General features: G+C 71.6%; 21 protein-coding genes. 10 read left to right on the top strand and 11 right to left on the bottom strand.

What is annotated here, in order from left to right; translation table 11 throughout:
• Positions 1 to 117: 117 nt before the first annotated feature.
• Positions 118 to 1,341, bottom strand: a complete 1,224-nt coding sequence (locus ACFW6B_RS33385; RefSeq protein WP_386602075.1) for an NADP-dependent malic enzyme — start codon at positions 1,339 to 1,341, stop codon at positions 118 to 120.
• Positions 1,342 to 1,879: 538 nt separating this feature from the next.
• Here ACFW6B_RS33385 and ACFW6B_RS33380 point away from each other — a divergent pair.
• Genes ACFW6B_RS33380 through ACFW6B_RS33370 form a run of 3 tightly spaced genes read left to right on the top strand, consistent with a single transcriptional unit; the run spans position 1,880 to position 4,603 of the window.
• Positions 1,880 to 2,842 (top strand): ABC transporter substrate-binding protein, encoded by a 963-nt coding sequence (locus ACFW6B_RS33380; RefSeq protein ID WP_386602073.1) that lies wholly within the window; start codon positions 1,880 to 1,882, stop codon positions 2,840 to 2,842.
• Between the two features lie 34 nt (positions 2,843 to 2,876).
• Positions 2,877 to 3,806: an amino acid ABC transporter permease gene (locus tag ACFW6B_RS33375; RefSeq protein ID WP_386602071.1), complete on the top strand. Its 930-nt coding sequence runs from the start codon at positions 2,877 to 2,879 to the stop codon at positions 3,804 to 3,806.
• Complete coding sequence (locus ACFW6B_RS33370; RefSeq protein ID WP_386602069.1) at positions 3,803 to 4,603, top strand: amino acid ABC transporter ATP-binding protein; 801 nt, start codon at positions 3,803 to 3,805, stop codon at positions 4,601 to 4,603. Before ACFW6B_RS33375 ends, ACFW6B_RS33370 begins: the two co-directional genes overlap by 4 nt.
• Before the next feature lie 110 nt (positions 4,604 to 4,713).
• Here ACFW6B_RS33370 and ACFW6B_RS33365 read toward each other — a convergent pair whose 3' ends face one another.
• Positions 4,714 to 5,499, bottom strand: coding sequence for a hypothetical protein (locus tag ACFW6B_RS33365; protein ID WP_386602067.1), 786 nt, complete (start codon positions 5,497 to 5,499; stop codon positions 4,714 to 4,716).
• Entirely contained in the window at positions 5,496 to 5,984 is a 489-nt protein-coding gene (locus ACFW6B_RS33360) for a SigE family RNA polymerase sigma factor (RefSeq protein WP_386602065.1), read from the bottom strand. The genes ACFW6B_RS33365 and ACFW6B_RS33360 overlap by 4 nt, the downstream gene beginning before the upstream one ends.
• Before the next feature lie 195 nt (positions 5,985 to 6,179).
• Between ACFW6B_RS33360 and ACFW6B_RS33355 the strand changes: the two genes are divergently transcribed.
• Positions 6,180 to 6,809: a CGNR zinc finger domain-containing protein gene (locus tag ACFW6B_RS33355; RefSeq protein WP_386602062.1), complete on the top strand. Its 630-nt coding sequence runs from the start codon at positions 6,180 to 6,182 to the stop codon at positions 6,807 to 6,809.
• Here ACFW6B_RS33355 and sodX read toward each other — a convergent pair.
• On the bottom strand, positions 6,713 to 7,147 hold the full coding sequence (gene sodX / locus ACFW6B_RS33350) for a nickel-type superoxide dismutase maturation protease (RefSeq protein WP_386602090.1): 435 nt from the start codon (positions 7,145 to 7,147) through the stop codon (positions 6,713 to 6,715). The two genes, ACFW6B_RS33355 and sodX, sit on opposite strands and share 97 nt — an antisense overlap.
• Before the next feature lie 145 nt (positions 7,148 to 7,292).
• Here sodX and sodN point away from each other — a divergent pair, with 145 nt between their 5' ends.
• The gene (gene sodN, locus ACFW6B_RS33345; RefSeq protein WP_386602060.1) at positions 7,293 to 7,688 is read left to right on the top strand and encodes a superoxide dismutase, Ni; all 396 of its coding nucleotides are present in this window, start codon (positions 7,293 to 7,295) and stop codon (positions 7,686 to 7,688) included.
• Between the two features lie 177 nt (positions 7,689 to 7,865).
• On the opposite strand, the gene ACFW6B_RS33340 is transcribed toward sodN, so the two are convergent.
• Positions 7,866 to 8,063, bottom strand: a complete 198-nt coding sequence (locus ACFW6B_RS33340; RefSeq protein WP_386602058.1) for a hypothetical protein — start codon at positions 8,061 to 8,063, stop codon at positions 7,866 to 7,868.
• An 859-nt stretch (positions 8,064 to 8,922) separates the two neighbouring features.
• Between ACFW6B_RS33340 and ACFW6B_RS33335 the strand changes: the two genes are divergently transcribed.
• The 5 genes from ACFW6B_RS33335 to ACFW6B_RS33315 all read left to right on the top strand — a co-directional run bounded on the left by ACFW6B_RS33335 (position 8,923) and on the right by ACFW6B_RS33315 (position 12,103).
• Positions 8,923 to 9,336 carry an SHOCT domain-containing protein gene (locus ACFW6B_RS33335; RefSeq protein WP_386602056.1) on the top strand — a complete coding sequence of 138 codons (414 nt, stop codon included), beginning with the start codon at positions 8,923 to 8,925 and terminating at the stop codon, positions 9,334 to 9,336.
• Positions 9,337 to 9,485: 149 nt separating this feature from the next.
• A complete protein-coding gene (locus tag ACFW6B_RS33330; protein WP_386602087.1) occupies positions 9,486 to 9,866 on the top strand; it encodes a helix-turn-helix transcriptional regulator in 381 nt (126 codons plus the stop codon).
• A gap of 77 nt (positions 9,867 to 9,943) precedes the next feature.
• Positions 9,944 to 10,363 (top strand): VOC family protein, encoded by a 420-nt coding sequence (locus ACFW6B_RS33325; protein WP_386602053.1) that lies wholly within the window; start codon positions 9,944 to 9,946, stop codon positions 10,361 to 10,363.
• A 109-nt stretch (positions 10,364 to 10,472) separates the two neighbouring features.
• On the top strand, positions 10,473 to 11,309 hold the full coding sequence (locus tag ACFW6B_RS33320) for a hypothetical protein (RefSeq protein ID WP_386602051.1): 837 nt from the start codon (positions 10,473 to 10,475) through the stop codon (positions 11,307 to 11,309).
• A complete protein-coding gene (locus tag ACFW6B_RS33315) occupies positions 11,306 to 12,103 on the top strand; it encodes a VOC family protein (RefSeq protein ID WP_386602049.1) in 798 nt (265 codons plus the stop codon). The genes ACFW6B_RS33320 and ACFW6B_RS33315 overlap by 4 nt, the downstream gene beginning before the upstream one ends.
• A 26-nt stretch (positions 12,104 to 12,129) precedes the next feature.
• Here ACFW6B_RS33315 and ACFW6B_RS33310 read toward each other — a convergent pair whose 3' ends face one another.
• The 6 genes from ACFW6B_RS33310 to ACFW6B_RS33285 all read right to left on the bottom strand — a co-directional run bounded on the left by ACFW6B_RS33310 (position 12,130) and on the right by ACFW6B_RS33285 (position 16,634).
• Positions 12,130 to 12,477, bottom strand: coding sequence for a DUF952 domain-containing protein (locus tag ACFW6B_RS33310; RefSeq protein WP_386602047.1), 348 nt, complete (start codon positions 12,475 to 12,477; stop codon positions 12,130 to 12,132).
• A 10-nt stretch (positions 12,478 to 12,487) separates the two neighbouring features.
• Complete coding sequence (locus ACFW6B_RS33305; protein WP_386602044.1) at positions 12,488 to 13,714, bottom strand: RNA polymerase sigma factor; 1,227 nt, start codon at positions 13,712 to 13,714, stop codon at positions 12,488 to 12,490.
• A gap of 5 nt (positions 13,715 to 13,719) precedes the next feature.
• Complete coding sequence (locus tag ACFW6B_RS33300) at positions 13,720 to 14,133, bottom strand: YciI family protein (RefSeq protein ID WP_386602042.1); 414 nt, start codon at positions 14,131 to 14,133, stop codon at positions 13,720 to 13,722.
• A gap of 139 nt (positions 14,134 to 14,272) precedes the next feature.
• Positions 14,273 to 14,506: a hypothetical protein gene (locus ACFW6B_RS33295; protein WP_386602040.1), complete on the bottom strand. Its 234-nt coding sequence runs from the start codon at positions 14,504 to 14,506 to the stop codon at positions 14,273 to 14,275.
• A 108-nt stretch (positions 14,507 to 14,614) separates the two neighbouring features.
• Positions 14,615 to 15,262, bottom strand: a complete 648-nt coding sequence (locus ACFW6B_RS33290) for a GNAT family N-acetyltransferase (RefSeq protein WP_386602038.1) — start codon at positions 15,260 to 15,262, stop codon at positions 14,615 to 14,617.
• Positions 15,263 to 15,518: 256 nt separating this feature from the next.
• Positions 15,519 to 16,634, bottom strand: a complete 1,116-nt coding sequence (locus tag ACFW6B_RS33285; protein ID WP_386602085.1) for a family 2 encapsulin nanocompartment cargo protein polyprenyl transferase — start codon at positions 16,632 to 16,634, stop codon at positions 15,519 to 15,521.
• Between the last annotated feature and the right edge of the window lie 11 nt (positions 16,635 to 16,645).

Raw genomic sequence — 16,645 nt, 5'->3', positions numbered from 1 at the left:
GGCCCCGCCCGGGGGGGGCCCCCCCCCAGGGACGGGACGGGTAGGGGCGGAGGGGGCGAGAAAAAGGGCCGGCCCCGCCGGGAAGGATCCCGGCGGGGCCAAGCAGAGCGCGGCGCGTCAGCGGCGGGCGACGCCCTCCGCGCGGGCGGCGGCGGCCACCGCGGCGGTCACCGCCGGAGCCACCCGCTCGTCGAACGGCGAGGGGATGACGTAGTCCGCGGCGAGCTCGTCCCCGACGACCGCGGCCAGCGCCTCGGCTGCGGCGATCTTCATGCCCTCGGTGATCCGGGAGGCCCGGACCTGGAGCGCACCGGCGAAGATCCCCGGGAAGGCCAGCACGTTGTTGATCTGGTTCGGGAAGTCCGACCGCCCGGTCGCCACGACGGACGCGTACTTGTGGGCGATGTCGGGGTGCACCTCGGGGTTCGGGTTGGCCATCGCGAAGACGAAGGCCCCCTTCGCCATGGAGGCCACCGCCGGCTCCGGAACCGTGCCGCCGGAGACGCCGATGAAGACGTCGGCGCCCGCGAGCGCCTCCTCCAGCGAACCGGAGATCCCCGCCTTGTTGGTGATCTCCGCCAGCTCGCGCTTGACGTCCGTCAGGTCGTCCCGTTCACGGGACACGACGCCCTTGCGGTCGGCGACCGCGACATCGCCGAGACCCGCCTCCAGCAGGAACTTGGCGATGGCGATACCCGCCGCGCCCGCGCCGGAGATCACCGCGCGCAGGTCGCCGAGCGAGCGCCCGGTGAGCCGGGCGGCGTTCCGCAGGGCCGCGAGGGTGACGATCGCGGTTCCGTGCTGGTCGTCGTGGAAGACGGGAATGTCCAGTCGCTCCTGGAGCCTGCGCTCGACCTCGAAGCACCGCGGTGCCGAGATGTCCTCCAGATTGACGCCGCCGAACGAGGGAGCGAGCCGGACCACCGTCTCGACGATCTCGTCCACGTCGGTGCAGGCGAGCGCGATCGGCACCGCGTCCACACCGCCGAACTGCTTGAACAGGATGGCCTTGCCCTCCATGACGGGGAGCGAGGCCTCCGGGCCGATGTCACCGAGCCCGAGCACTGCCGTGCCGTCGGTCACCACTGCGACCACGGACGACTTCCACGTGTAGTCGTGGACGAGTTCCGGCTGCTCGGCGATCGCGCTGCACACCTTCGCGACGCCGGGCGTGTACGCCAGGGACAGGTCGTCCTTGTCGCGGACGGGCACCGTGGCTTGCACAGCCATCTTGCCGCCGCGGTGCAGCGCGAAAGCCGGGTCGAAGGAATCGAGGGGCTCCGCCCCGCCTTCCTGATCCGTACTGCTGTCGCTGCGAGGATTGACGATCTCCGCTGCCACTTTGTTTTACCCCTTAAGTCTTCAATATCGAGGGTGGCCACTCCTGGTTGAGGGGTGGGCGGGCACCGCGCAGGCCCTGCCGCCGTGGTTGCGTACGGGCCGCTGCGCGACGGGCGCGCCGCACACGCGCCCTGAGCCCCGGATGAGGGGTGTAAAGAACCTTCTTACCGGACGGACGGCGTCGAGGACGAGTCCATAGAACCAAGATCACACATCGGTGAGATGACTCATGCCCGTATCCATTGACACTTTCCGACATGTCCTCGTTCGGACGCGAGTGCCGCGTAGCGGTCTTCCGCTCCTCGCGCCGAGCCGAAGATCTTCCGGCCGGAAGGGAGGATTCCCGCACAAGATCCGGCCGTACGTGACCGATCGGTAGCGGTTCGGGGGGCACCCGTTATCCGATTTTGACATAGCGACCACCGTGAATCCCGCCGTCCGAATGGCAAGATGCCGTCATTACACGAGGTCGCGACACTCGAAGGTGTGTGTTTCCGTCGACCTATCGGCTACTCCCTGATCCGCCGGAGGAACCCTCATGACCGCACGCACCACCCGTCGTACCAAGACCGCTCAGTCCCGGATAGCAGCGGTCGGTGCGATCGCGGTCGCCGGCGCCCTGATCCTCACCGGCTGTGGCGACCAGACGGACAAGAGCAGCGACACCGGCAGCTCGGACACGTCCGCCTCCGCACCCCTCGCCGACAAGCTCCCCGCCGACATCAAGAAGGCGGGCGTCGTCAAGGTCGGCTCCGACATCGCCTACCCGCCGGTCGAGTACATGGAGAGCGGCAAGGCCGTCGGCATCGACCCGGACATCGCGGACGCGCTCGGCAAGCAGCTCGGCGTCAAGTTCGAGTTCCAGAACGGCAAGTTCGACCAGCTCATCGTCGGCCTGCAGTCCAAGCGCTTCAACGCCGTCATGTCGGCCATGAGCGACACGAAGGACCGCCAGAACGGCATCGACTCGGCCACCGGCAAGAAGGCCGGCAACGGCATCGACTTCGTCGACTACTTCACCGCGGGTACCTCGATCCTCGTCCAGAAGGGCAACCCGAAGGGCGTCAAGACCCTGGACGACCTCTGCGGCAAGGTCGTCGCGCTGCAGCGGGGCACCACCTCCGAGGGCATCGCCAAGGCCCAGAGCGAGAAGTGCAAGAAGGACGGCAAGAAGGCCATCACGCTGCAGACCTTCGACACCGACCCCGAGGCGCTCCTCCGCCTGAAGCAGGGCGCGTCCGTCGCCGACCTGAACGACTTCCCGGTCGCGGCCTACAACGCCAAGACCTCCGGCGGCGGCAAGGACTTCGAGGTCACCGGCGAGCAGATCGAGGCCGGCCCGTACGGCATCGGCGTCAGCAAGGAGAGCACCCAGCTCCGGGACGCGCTCCAGGCGGCCATGACCGCGATCATCGAGAACGGCGAGTACGCCAAGATCCTGGAGAAGTGGAACGTCAAGGACGGCGCGGTGACCGAGGCCAAGATCAACGGCGGTTCCTGACCCCTGCCTGACGCAACACTGAAGGGCAGTCACTGTGACTGACACTGTCGACAAGACTCCGGCGGCGTCCGTGCCGCCGGAGCAGATCAAGGCCATCCCGGTGCGCCACTACGGCCGCTGGGTGGCCGGCGTCCTGGTCATCGCGGCGCTGGGGCTGATCGTTCTCGCGTTCTCCAACGCGAACATCAACTACGACATCATCCCGGACTACCTCTTCGACGAGGGCATCCTGTCCGGCGTCTGGCACACGCTGTACATCTCCGTGCTGGCGATGGTGCTGGGCCTCGCGCTGGGCGTGATCCTCGCGGTCATGCGGATGTCCTCGAACCCGGTGACCAGCACCGTGGCGTGGCTGTACATCTGGTTCTTCCGCGGCACTCCGGTGCTGGTGCAGCTGCTCCTCTGGTACAACATCGCGCTTGTGTTCCCCGTCCTCAACCTGGGGTTCTACAAGGACGAGATGAACCAGGTGATGACGCCGTTCCTGGCGGCCCTGCTCGGACTCGGCCTGAACGAGGCCGCGTACATGTCCGAGATCGTCCGGGCCGGCATCCAGTCCGTCGACCAGGGTCAGACGGAGGCGTCGCACGCGCTCGGCATGACCCAGGGCAAGACGCTGCGCCGGGTGGTCCTCCCGCAGGCGATGCGCGTGATCGTGCCGCCCACGGGCAACGAGTTCATCAACATGCTCAAGACCTCGTCACTGGCCTACGCGGTCCAGTTCAACGAGACGATCAAGGCCGCCACGGACATCTCCAGCACCTCGCTGGCGGTCGTGGAGATGTACTTCGTCGCATCGATCTGGTACCTGGCCCTGACCAGCGTCTTCAGCGTCTTCCAGTACTACCTGGAGCGCCGTTACGCCCGCGGATCGTCGCGCACCCTGCCGCCGACCCCGCTGCAGCGCCTGAAGAAGAACCTCCGTCTGTTCGGTTCCTTCCGCCGCCCGGAGGTGGCCCGATGAGCAGTCTCAGCAAGGACATCGCCCCGAGCACGAGCGGCCGTCCGATGGTCAGGGCCGAGGGGGTGCACAAGTCCTTCGGGCTCGCGCACATCCTCAAGGGCATCGACCTGGAGGTGAACCCGCGCGAGGTGTTCTGCCTGATCGGACCGTCGGGTTCCGGCAAGTCGACCTTCCTGCGGTGCATCAACCACCTGGAGAAGATCAGCGCCGGGCGCCTGTACGTCGACGGCGACCTGGTGGGGTACCGCCAGAAAGGCGACAAGCTCTACGAGCTGAAGGAGCGCGAGGTCGCCGCCCAGCGGCGGGACATCGGCATGGTGTTCCAGCGCTTCAACCTCTTCCCGCACATGACGGCGGCGGAGAACGTCATGGAGGCGCCGATACAGGTCAAGGGCGAGACCAAGGCCGTCGCCCGCGAGCGTGCGGAGCGACTGCTGGACCGGGTGGGCCTCGGTGACCGCAAGGGTCACTACCCCGCCCAGCTCTCCGGCGGCCAGCAGCAGCGCGTGGCCATCGCCCGCGCGCTGGCGATGCAGCCCAAGCTGATGCTCTTCGACGAGCCGACCTCGGCCCTCGACCCGGAGCTCGTCGGCGAGGTCCTCGACGTCATGCGGGACCTCGCGGAGGACGGCATGACGATGATCGTCGTCACGCACGAGATGGGCTTCGCCCGCGAGGTCGGCGACAACCTCGTCTTCATGGACGGCGGTGTGGTCGTCGAGTCCGGCAACCCGCGTGACGTCCTGACGAATCCGCAGCACGAGCGGACGCAGGCGTTCCTGTCGAAGGTCCTCTGACCGGGACGTCCGCGCCCCCGGGCGCAGGAGCGAGGGGCGGTACGGGTCTCCCGTACCGCCCCTTCCCCGTTCCCCCGTTCCCCGTTCCCCCCGCGCCCCGGCCCTTCCCGCTACTTCAGCAGCACCGGGTTCCGGATCAGCTCGGTGAGCTGGGCCCGGGTCAGCGGCGGCTCCACGAGCAGCGGGCCGAGCCGGCCCCTGCCCTGGAAGCCGGTGCTGGCCCGTACCGTGAGGGAGCGGCCGTCCGCCAGCCGCAGGACCGCGTCGTACTCCCGGCCCCCCGACGGATCCGGGGCCAGGAGGGAATCGGTCGCGGGCGTCTCCCAGACGCCCAGGAGCGCGCCGTCGGACAGCTTCTGCGTGGTGCAGTCGACGCGCCCGTCCTTGGGAGCGTCCTTGCAGGGATTCTCCAGGCCGCCTCCGTCCGCCTTCGTGTCGATCTCCGCGGGGGTGGCCAGGTGCACGCTGATGTAGCCGACCCCCTCGGGCCGGGTGACGGCGTAGTCGCCGCCGTACGCGCCGCGGGGCCTGACCACCGGGACGCTCTGCGAATACTTCATCAGACGGGCCAGTGAGAACTCGCTGATCCTCCCGGTCCCGGGCGGGAGCAGCTTCGCGAAGCGGCTCGCCTTGGTGGCGTGGCCGCCCCCGACGGGCGAACTCTCCGTGCTCGCGCCGTGCCCGAGGGCCGGCACGCCGGGTCCGAGGAGCAGGCCGGCCGCGACGACCGCCGCCACCGCACCGGTCGCCGCCGCGCGCCGCCGCCTCCGCACCCGCGAGGCCTTCGCGAAGACCGTCCCGCTGCCGCGGCCCATGGGCACCTGGATCCCGTCCACGGCCCGTCCGAGCAGGTCCCTGACGTGGTCCGGCTCCGCCTCCGCCGTTTCCTGGTTCACGCGTACTCCTCCCGCACCGCGGCCTTCAGTGCCGCGAGTCCCCTGGCCGTGTGGCTCTTGACCGTGCTCTCGCGCATCCCGAGCACCTGGGCCGTGGCCGCCACGCTCAGGTCCTCCCAGTAGCGCAGGACGAGCACGGCCCTTTGCTTCGGTGTGAGTTCCGCGAGCGCGGCCCGCACCATGAGTCCGGTGTCGCTGTCGACCGGCCGCCCCGCCACGTCCGGCACCTCGCCGTACGCGTGCTCGCGCCGCCAGAACCGGCGGCGGGCGGAGATGAAGGTGTTGACCAGCGTCCTGCGCGCGTAGGCCTCCAGGCTTTCGAGGCGTCCGTGCCGGCGCGCGCCGAGGACGACCTTCACCAGCGTCGTCTGGACGAGGTCCTCCGCCTCGTCGCGATTTCCGCACAGCAGATAAGCGCTGCGGAACAGCGCCGTCCGTCTGCCCTCCACGAAAGCGTGCAGAGCGGCTTCCTCGCCGCGCGTCATCCCGCCCCCCTTCCCGGCCCGCGTCCGCGGACCGCCTCACCCCTCCAGTGCGGCGGGAGGCGCCGCAGGACGCAGGGGAGGCGGTACGGATTCTCCGGACCGCCTCCGTCACCCGACCGCGTAATACCCTGTTAGCGAGATCAGCTGTTACCTGCCCACCGTCACGACGACAGAGCGCCTCCGTAAGGACTATAAGTGGAACTGGCCTATTACTCGGATTACGCCGTCCGTCTCGTCAACACCGAGGAACCGGTGCGGGGCAAGGACTCGCTGACCTCCGTCGAAGCCGTCCGTGACCTGTTCGGGGGCAACTCCTCGGCGGCCCGCCGGGCCGCCGAGGCCGACGTCACCCGCTTCCGTTCGGTACGGGGACGGCTGCGCGCGGTCTTCGAGGCGGCGGCCGGCGGCGAGGAGACCCTGGCCGTGGACCTGCTGAACTCCCTGCTCCTCGAATTCCCGGTGAGCCCGCAGATCTCGGGGCACGACCACCGCGACGACGACGGCCGCCCGCTGTGGCACATGCACCTGGCGGACCACCCGTCGAACGCGACCGCGGGCTACGCGGCGATCGCGGCGATGGGCCTCGCCTTCCATCTGACCGAGTACGGCGTGGACCGTCTCGGCCTGTGCGAGGCCGCGCCGTGCCGCAACGCCTACCTGGACACCTCGACCAATCGCTCCCGGCGCTACTGCTCGGACCGCTGCGCGACCCGCGCCAACGTCGCGGCCTACCGCGCCCGCAAGCGCCTGGAGGCGGAGCGGACGGAGAGCACGGGCCTGGCGGCCACCAGCGCCCAGCGGACGACGGCGGACGGCGACCGCTGACCCGCTTTCGGCGGCCGGAAACGGAACCGCACCTTCCCGAGGACGAGTTCCTCGGGGACGGTTCCGTAGTCGGTGCTGTCCCCTCCCGCGAACGCGTTGTCCCCGAGCACCCACCAGCCGCCCTCGCGCCGTTCCGCGATCCGCTTCACGACGAGCAGGTCCTGCTGGAACGGGTGCCGCAGGACGACGACGTCGCCCGGCCGCACCCTCGCCCCCCACTGAACGACGAGCCGATCCCCGTGCTGGAGTGTGGGCACCATCGAAGGGCCCGTCACCTCCGCCGCCCCGAACGGCAGCAGAGCCTTCCCCCGCTCGGTCTCCTGCGACAGCTCCGGCATCACCGGCACCTCCCCGGTCCTATCCTCCACCAGTCCCAGTTTCACCCCGGACTTTTGCCCTAAGCCCATGGGGGCACCCGCGAAATCCCCTCTCCCACGGAGTAATGTCCCACCTGAGAAGACGATCACGAGGAAGGACAGCTCAATGCTCTCCCGCCTGTTTGCCCCCACGGTCAAGGTCAGCGCGCACTGCGACCTGCCTTGTGGCGTGTACGACCCGGCCCAGGCCCGCATCGAGGCGGAGTCGGTCAAGGCCGTGCAGGACAAGATGGCCGGCAACGACGACCCGCACTTCCAGGCTCGCGCCACCGTCATCAAGGAGCAGCGCGCCGAGCTCGCCAAGCACCACGTGTCGGTGCTCTGGAGCGACTACTTCAAGCCCCCGCACTTCGAGAAGTACCCGGAGCTGCACCAGCTGGTGAACGACGCCCTCAAGGCCCTCTCGGCCGCGAAGGCGTCCACCGACCCGGCGACGGGCCAGAAGGCGCTGGACTACATCGCCCAGATCGACAAGATCTTCTGGGAGACCAAGAAGGCCTGACCTTCGTCCGGGCCGTCCGAACCGCGTCCGCGCGGGATTCGCGTCGCCCTCCTGTCCGCACCCGGTCCGCGGGCCGCCGTTCCCGGCGTCCCGACGGTCCGGGTGCGTACTGCTTTCCGGGGCCGGGCGGTGTTCCCTCCCGGGCGGTGTTCCCTCCCGGGCGGTGGAGGGCCCCGGTCACGCCGGGAGCTGGCGCATCTCGATCACCCGCAGGCCCAGTGCCTGGAACCGGGTGAGCAGTCCGTAGAGATGGGCGTCGTCGATCACGGTGCCGAAGAACAGGGTCTGCTCCTTCGTACGAACCCTGTCGAGTTCGGAGAATGCCGAGGCGAGCGTGTCCGAAACAAGGCCGGCGATGCGGAATTCGTAGCGCATACGAGCACTTCCCTCGGGGCCGGGGCGCGGGGTCCGCTGCGATGCCCTGCCATCGTCGGCCGCCCGCACCGATGTGGCATCCCCCGGTGCGGGCGACATCCGTCCCCACCTCGGAACACTCCCGCTCACACCTTCGCCCCTCCACCTTCCTCCCCTGCACCGGCGGCGCGCCTTCCGGGCGCGGAAAAAGGGCCGGAAAATCCGGAAAGGGTGAACGCCCGGTGCCCGGCGTCACCCCTCCGAAGGCGGTGCCCGCCTCCCGGCGGGTGAGCCGGGAGCCGGTCCAAGAGCTCACCCGCGGAGGGTGATCCGCGGGGTCGGGGGGTGACCGCACTCTGGAGCCTGAGCAAGACGTCCGGCGTCGAAGGAGGGCACCGCTCATGGCCTGCATCCAGCGGCAGATCCGGCCCGTGCCGGATGTGCCGTGCCCCGGGCCCGTACGCCACGGCCCCGAGGACCCCGGACGGTCCCTCGCGTCACCGTGGCGCCCGGGACCTTCGCGGCACACGCCGTCGATGCGGCCGGCACAGCCCCCGGGCGACACCCCGGACGTCGCACTGATCACGCCGAGCACACCGGACGGCGCCGTCACGGCCCGCCCCGTGTGTCCGGGGGGTCCCGCTCGCCCCCCGCCTTCGAGCGTCTGTCCGCGGCGGACACCGCGGCACCCTCACCGTCCGCCGCACCACCGCGCTCTGCGCACGACCCGCCCAGGCCCTGCCGGCCGGCCGCGAACCCCGCACCGGCCGGGCCCGGGCGGAATCCCCGAGACAGCGACCCGGCGCCCGGCGACAGTTCGATCCGCCCGACACCCAGGCAACGCTCGCGGAGATGTCGCACAACCGACAGGAGTTCGACCATGAACGGCTCGACGGTCAATCTGGCAGCGGACTACCCCCTGCTGCAGGTCTTCTGGACCACGATGTGGTTCTTCCTCTGGATCCTCTGGTTCATGCTGCTGTTCCGGATCATCGGGGACATCTTCCGCGACGACGATCTGAACGGCTGGGGCAAGGCGGGCTGGTGCGTCTTCGTCGTCATCCTGCCCTTCCTGGGCATCTTCGTGTACCTGATCGCGCGGGGCCGCGGCATGGGCGAGCGCGAGATGCGGCGCATCCAGAAGAGCCAGGAGGACATGAACGCCTACATCCGTGAGACCGCCGGCACCACCGGCAAGGCCGACGAGCTGGCGAAGCTCGCGGACCTCAAGAACCACGGCCACATCACGGCCGAGGAGTTCGAGCGGGCCAAGGCCAAGGTCCTCGCCGCCTGACGGCACGGACACCCCGCGCACGCACGGCCACCGCCGTCCCCCGGGCCAGTGATCACCCGAGGGGGCGGCGGTCCGTGTGCCATTCTGGGGACGTGGCGAAATCCCTACCGCTCGAAGACCTGGTCCGGCTGCGGCAGGCACGCGACCTGATGAACCGCGCGTACGCGGAGCCGTGGGACATGGCCACGCTCGCACGCACCGCGCTGATGTCGCCCGGACACTTCCAGCGGAGTTTCAAGGAGGCGTTCGGGCAGACGCCGTACACCTATCTGATGACCCGCCGGATCGAACGCGCGAAGGCCCTGCTGCGCAGGGGCGACATGACGGTGACCGAGGTGTGCTTCGCGGTGGGCTGCACCTCGCTCGGTTCGTTCAGCTCGCGGTTCACCGAGCTGGTGGGCGAGACCCCGAGCGCGTACCGGGCCCGCCCGCACGACCACGGCGCCCCCATCCCGTCCTGCGTGACCCGCCGGCTCACCCGCCCGTCCCGCCACCGCGCCCCGGAGGCGGAACCGGGCACGCGTCTTTGAGGTCCACCGCCCGGACGCGGGTCCCGACGGACGTCACGACGGGGCGAACGCCCCCTGCCGCGGGCTAGGTTGGCCGCATGGATCTGAAACTGTCCCAGTGCTTCATCTCCGTCGACGACCACGACAAGGCGCTCGCCTTCTACCGTGACGTGCTGGGCCTGGAGGTCCGGGGTGACGTCGGGTTCGAGGGGATGCGGTGGGTCACCGTCGGCTCGCCGCTCCAGCCGGACGTGGAGATCGTCCTGGAACCGCCGGGGGCGGACCCGGACGCCTCGCCCGCGGACAAGCAGGCCATGGCCGAGCTGCTGGCGAAGGGACTGCTGCGCGGGGTGATCTTCTCGACGACCGACTGCGACGAGCTCTTCGAGCGGGTCCGCGCCTCGGGCGCCGACGTCGTCCAGGAGCCCGAGGACCAGCCGTACGGCCTGCGGGACTGCGCCTTCCGCGACCCCGCGGGCAACCTCCTGCGCTTCACGCAGAAACGCCCCGCCGTCTGACGGGGCCGACGCGCGGCCGGGGACCCGCGGGAGGGACACTACGTCCGTGTGCCCCGCGGGCGTGATCCGCCCGCGGAACGAACCGTCCGCCCCCTCCGAGGAGCCGCCCGTGCCGTCCGCGCGCCCCCGTGTCCTGTTCGTCAGCGACCTGGCCTACCCGGCCAAGGGGCGGCGGTACTGCGACGAGGACATCGCCCTGACCTCGCGGCTGCGCGAGGACTTCGACATCGCCGTCTGCCACCCGCTGGACGCGGCCGCGCTGATGACCGGCTTCGACGCCGTCGTCGTACGCAACAGCGGGCCGGTCCTGCACCACCAGGCCGCCTACGACGCGTTCCGCGAACGGGCGCTCGCGGAGGGGGTCCGCGTCTACAACCAGCTCTCGGGCAAGGGGGACATGGCCGGCAAGGGCTACCTGCTGGAGCTGACCGCGGCCGGGTTCCCCGTCATCCCGACCGTCGACCGCGCCGAGGACCTCCACCTGCTGCCCGAGGCCGACACGTACGTGGTGAAGCCCCGGCAGGGGGCGGACTCGATCGGCCTGGAGTTCGTGCCGCCCGAGGGGCTCGCCTCCCTGCCGTTCGGCGACCTCCTCGTCCAGCCGCGCGTCGCGTTCCGCTACGAGGTGTCGTTCTACTTCGTCGACCACACCCTCCAGTACGCCCTGTACGCGCCCGACCCGGAACGGCGCTGGGCCCTGGAGCCCTACGAACCCACCGACGCGGACCGGGAGTTCGCGCGGCGGTTCATCGAGTGGAACGACATCGCGTACGGCATCCAGCGCGTGGACGCCTGCCGGGCCCCCGGCGGCGAGCTGCTCCTCGTCGAGCTGGAGGACCTCAACCCGTACCTCTCCCTGGACGTCCTCTCCCCCGAGGCCCAGGACGCCTTCGTCGCGCGGATGAAGACGTCGCTGCGCTCCCTGATCGCCGAGGAGGCACGATGAACCGCGGAGAAGACGCGGCAGGGGATTCCCCTGCGACCACGAGGCCGGTCATCCGGTGGACCCACGTCTTCATCGACCGGCCCGCGGCGGACCTCGATGCCGCTCTCGGCTTCTGGACGGCGGTCACCGGCACGGAACTTTCCGAACGCCGCGGGGAGCGGGGCGAGTTCGTGACGCTGCTGCCCGGCGAGGGCGACGCGTGCGTCAAGGCGCAGGGCGTCCGGGAGGGCCCCGGGGGCGCGCACGTCTGCCTGCTCGCGGAGGACGTGGCGGCACTGGTGGAGTGGGCGCTGCGGCTGGGTGCCGCGGTCGTCGCGGAGCACGACGGCTGGGCCGTGCTGCGCTCCCCCGGCGGGCAGCCGTTCTGCGCGGTGCCCTGGAACGGGCAGTCGGCACGGCCGCCGGTGACCGGGGGACCGGACGGGGCGACGAGCCGGCTCGACCAGATGTGCATCGACCTGGCACCGAGTGCGTACGACGCCGAGACCGCCTTCTGGAGCGAGCTCACGGGGTGGGAGTCCGTCCCCGGAGCGTTCCCGGAGTTCCATCTGCTCAGGCCGCCCGCCGGACTGCCGCTGCGCATCCTGCTGCAGCGCCTCGGCGGCGAACGCCCCGCCTCGGCCCATCTGGACCTCGCCTGCTCGGACGTCGACGCGGTCCGGGCCCGTCACGAAGAGCTGGGGGCGACGGCGGTCGGCCGGGGTGCGCGGTGGACGGTGATGCGGGACCCCGCGGGCGGCGTCTACTGCCTGACCGGCCGCGACCCCGTGACGGGCGGCCTGCCCCGGCCGTGAGGCGGGACCGCCGCACTCCCCCGGCGTCAGGTCCGCGCCGCCCCGCCCCGGTCCCATACCTCCACGTCGACGACCGCCTCCACCGGGAGCGGCCCGTAGATGTGCGGGAACTCCTCCCCGCCCGGCTCCATCGCCTCGAAGCGGACCGGCGCCGTGAGCCGTTCGGCGTCGATCACGAGGACCACGAGTTCGTCGGGACCGGTGTAGGAGCCGTACAGCGTGGCTGCCACAGGGGGGAGCTGGCGGCGCAGCGAGCAGTGGATGAAGCCCTCCTCCTGGAGGGTCCGGCCACGGGTGGAGATCTCGAAGGTGCCCGACGCGCGGGCCGCGTCCCACAGGGAACGCTCGGTCAGGTGCAGCAGGTGTTCGGACATGCGGACCACGCTACGCACGCAGCCGGGCCGCCCGCACCTCCAAATAGCGGCGCTCGGGCAGGCTGAGGGTCCTGGCCGCGGCCGACGCGTAGGCCTCCCGCGCCGCGTCCAAGTCGCCCGCCCGCTCCAGCAGATGGCCCCGGACGGCGTCCAGCCGGTACCCGGCGGCCGGATCGCCCTCCAGCCGGTCGAGTTCGACGAGGGCGGCGCGCGGCCCGTGCACCATGGCCACGGCGACCGCGCGGTTCAGGTGTTCGACCGGGCCCGGGACCTGGCGGACGAGGAGGTCGTACAGGCCGAGGATCTCGGCCCAGTCCGTCTCCCGCGGCGTGGGTGCCTCGTCGTGGACCGCGGCGATCGCGGCCCGGAGCGCGTAGGGGCCGGCCCGACCCGGCGCCAGTGCCTCGGTCACCAGTGCCACGCCCTCCTCGATCGCCGCCCCGTCCCAGCGGGTGCGGTCCTGTTCGTCCAGGGGCACGAGTTCTCCGTGCGGGCCGGTCCGCGCGGCGCGCCGGGCGTCGGTGAGCAGCATCAGCGCGAGCAGTCCGGTCACCTCGCCCTCCCCGGGGAGCAGTTGCCGGACCGTGCGGGTCAACCGGATCGCCTCGTGGGCGAGTTCGGAGCGCTGGAGCGCTGTGCCGGAGGTCGCCGTGTATCCCTCGTTGAAGATCAGGTAGAGGGTGTGCAGGACGGCGGGGAGCCGTTCCTCCCAGTGGTCGGGGCGGCCGAGACCGACCCCCCGGATCCGCTGCTTGGCCCGGCTGATCCGCTGCGCCATGGTCGCCTCGGGCACCAGGTAGGCCCGCGCGATCTCCGCCGTGGTCAGGCCGCCGACCGCGCGCAGCGTGAGGGCGATCTGCGCGGCCGGGGACAGGGCGGGATGGCAGCACAGGAAGAGGAGGGTGAGGGTGTCGTCCTGGGACGGGGCGCGGTCCGCGCCCGGCGGCGGCGCCGTGAAGGCGTCGCGGGGAGTGAGCGCCGCGGCCTTCTCCTCCCGCAGCCGCCGCGCCTCCTCGGCGCGCAGGGCGTCGACGAGCCGCCGCGAGGCGACCTTGATCAGCCATCCGCGCGGGTTGTCCGGCACTCCCCTCCCGGGCCACTGTCCGGCGGCCGCGAGCAGGGCCTCCTGCGTGGCGTCCTCGGCCGCGTCGAAGTGTCCGTAGCGGCGGACGAGCGCGCCGAGGACCTGCGGCGCGTGGCGGCGCAGCAGGTCCTCGACCTCGGTCGTGGCCCTCATCCGGCTCAGATGTCCCCGGCTCCGTCCTGGATGGGGCGGATGACGACGGGGCGGCCGGTCTGGCCCTCGGGGCCCGGGCAAAGGGTGACCCGCTCGGCGATCTCGGTGACCCGCTCCAGGCTCGCGCAGTCGACCACCCAGTATCCGGCCATCAGCTCCTTGGTCTCGCTGTACGGGCCGTCGGTGATCACGGCCTTGCCGTCCGGGCCCCGGGACACCTGGCGGGCCCGCGCCGGGTCGGTCAGTCCCTGGGCGTCGACGAGTTCGCCGGATTCGGAGAGGTCGTCGCCGATCGCGCCCATGTAGGCGTACATGGCCTGCAGTTCCTGTTCCGTCCAGGCCGGGGACCCTTCGGACGCCTCGCCCCGCATGGCCGCGTAGTCGGCCTGTGTGCCCTGCACCATCACCAGGTACTTCATGAGTCCGCTCCTTCGGCTTCCTCGGCTCGGGCCGCCCGTGGCGGGCGGCTCTCACAGGGGACGTCGGAGCCGGTCCGCGTTTCTCTACACGTTCTCCGGGCGTCTTTTCAGGACGCCGCGCGGCGGGGTCCGGTGCGCGTCAGGTCTGCTCCGCCGCGGTCTGCTCCGCCGCGGCGTCCTCGGGCAGAGCGTGCCCCTGTTCCCGTCCCCGGCCGGGTCCGCGTTCGGGCTCGTACTCATAGGCGGGGCAGTCCGGGTTGCGGCAGGGTCCGGGACCCCATTTGGGCACCCAGGCGCCCAGGGTCTTGTACCGGTGGACGACCGTGGCGACCGGCTTCTCGCATTCCGGACATACATGTTCATCCGTGACCATGCCTTCAGGGTAGGACGGCGGACCCGCCGCTTCCTGTCGTACGTCCCGGACCGGGACGCGGCCGACCGGCCCGGGTGGGGTCCGGTCGGCCCGGTTCCGGCTCCGGGTTCAGCCCCGCGCCGGTCCCCCCGGACGCGGCTCGCGCCACATCGGCCACATGCGCGGGCCGTCCGGCAGGTCGAGGGGACGGCCCGAGAGCTCGAAGCCGAGCCGTTCGTACAGCGCGCGGCTTCGGGCGTTGCTCGCCTCCAGGTAGGCGGCCAGTCCCTCACGGTCGCAGCGTTCGAGGACCGACTCGATCAGCGCGCCGCCGAGGCCTTCGCCCTGGCGCCCGGGCGCGACCCCGATCATCCACAGGTACTCGTGGGCCCGCCCCTCGGGGTGGATGTCGGCCGTCAGCCGGCCGATCAGCTCGATGCGCTCGTTGTCCGGGTCGACGGCCGCGCGGAGCTGCGCGGGGCCGTCCTCCTGCGCCCCGTCGCCTTCGCCGCCCCCCTCGCCGGTGCCCTCGTGACTCCCGGCGGCCGGGACGGACAGCCACAGGGCGCACGCCGAACCGTCCTCGGCCAGGTCGACGCGCCCCTCCGCGAGCACGACATCGGTGAAGGCCGCCATCAGCCCGGGGTGCTTCGCGCGGCGCCGTTCCGGGTCGGGGAAGACCCAGTTGCTCACCGGATCGTCCTGGAAGGCCTCGTCCAGCAGCCGGACGACCAGCTCCCGGTCCGCCTCGCCCGCCACCCGGATCGCCACACCCATGACCAGCCCCGCCCTTCGCCCCAACCAGCCTAGACCGTACGGCGGTTGAGCCTATTACGCCGCTGTCCCGGCACACCGCCCACGGGGGGGTCCGGGAGCCGGGCACGGGTCCCGCGCGCCGTGGGGACGCGCGGGACCCGCCTCCGGATCCGGTCACCGCACGGACGTCAGGTTCCGTACGGTGTCCGGCGTCCGGGACCTTGGGGGTCCGGGGCCGTGGACCGGCCCGCCGGACCCGTCGGTCGCTGCGCCGCGTTCAGTTGCTGCGCCGCGTGACGAACTCGGCGAGCGCGAGGAGACCGCCCGCCGCCTCGGGGTCGGGGACCGCGCGGGAGAGTTCGTCCATCGCCCGGGCCATCCGGTCGGCCGCCTGCGTCTGGGCCCAGTCACGCCCTCCCGCCCGCTCGACGGCCAGCGCCGTGCGCTCCAGCTCCCCCTCCCGGCAGGGCGCCGCGTACAGCTCGGCCAGTTCGACGGCCGCCGGGGTGCCCGAGGTGAGCGCGGCGACCACGGGCAGCGACTTCTTGCGGACGGCGAGGTCCGCCCCGGCCGGTTTGCCGGTGCGGCCAGGGTCTCCCCAGATCCCGATCACGTCGTCGATGAGCTGGAAGGCGAGCCCCGCCTCCCGGCCGAACGCGTCGAGCGCCTCGACCTCCTCGGCGGCCGCCCCCGCGTACAGCGCGCCGATGGCGCAGGCGCTGCCGAGCAGGGCGCCAGTCTTCGCCTCGGCCATGGCGAGGCACTCGTCGAGGGTGACCTCGTGCGGGCCGAGCTTCTCCATGGCCGTGTCCGTGTGCTGTCCGGCGCACAGTTCGACGACGCAGCCCGCGAGCCGCGCGGCGGCCGCCGAGGACGCGGGGTGCGGGTCCTCGGCGAGGATCCGCAGGGCCAGGGCCTGCAGGGCGTCTCCGGCGAGGATCGCGGCGGCGTCGCCGAACACGGTCCACGCGGTGGGACGGTGTCTGCGGGTGGTGTCCCGGTCCATCACGTCGTCGTGCAGCAGGGTGAAGTTGTGGATCAGCTCCACCGCGGCGGCCGCCCGTACGGCCGCCGTGTGCTGTCCGCCGAGCGCCTGGACCGCGCTCAGCACGAGCGCCGGCCGGATGGCCTTGCCGACGTTGCCCGCCCCGGGGGTGCCGTCCGCCTGCTCCCACCCGAAGTGGTACAGCGCGATCCGGCGCATCGGGCCCGGCAGCGAGTCGACGGCCCGGCGCAGTTCGGGGTCGACGCACGTCCGCGCCCGCTCCAGGACGGCCTCGGCCTCCTGCGCGTCGAGCGGCCCCGGCGAACGCTGGGGGCCCGGTCTTTCCACGGACCTGCCGCCGGTCCCCCGTCGGTCCGGGAGCCCCGCCGGGCGCCGTCCGCCGGGAATGCCCGCCGGCC

The organism is Streptomyces sp. NPDC058751, assembly GCF_042746485.1.
Taxonomy (GTDB): domain Bacteria; phylum Actinomycetota; class Actinomycetes; order Streptomycetales; family Streptomycetaceae; genus Streptomyces.
This window is presented reverse-complemented; position numbering and strand designations above follow the sequence as displayed.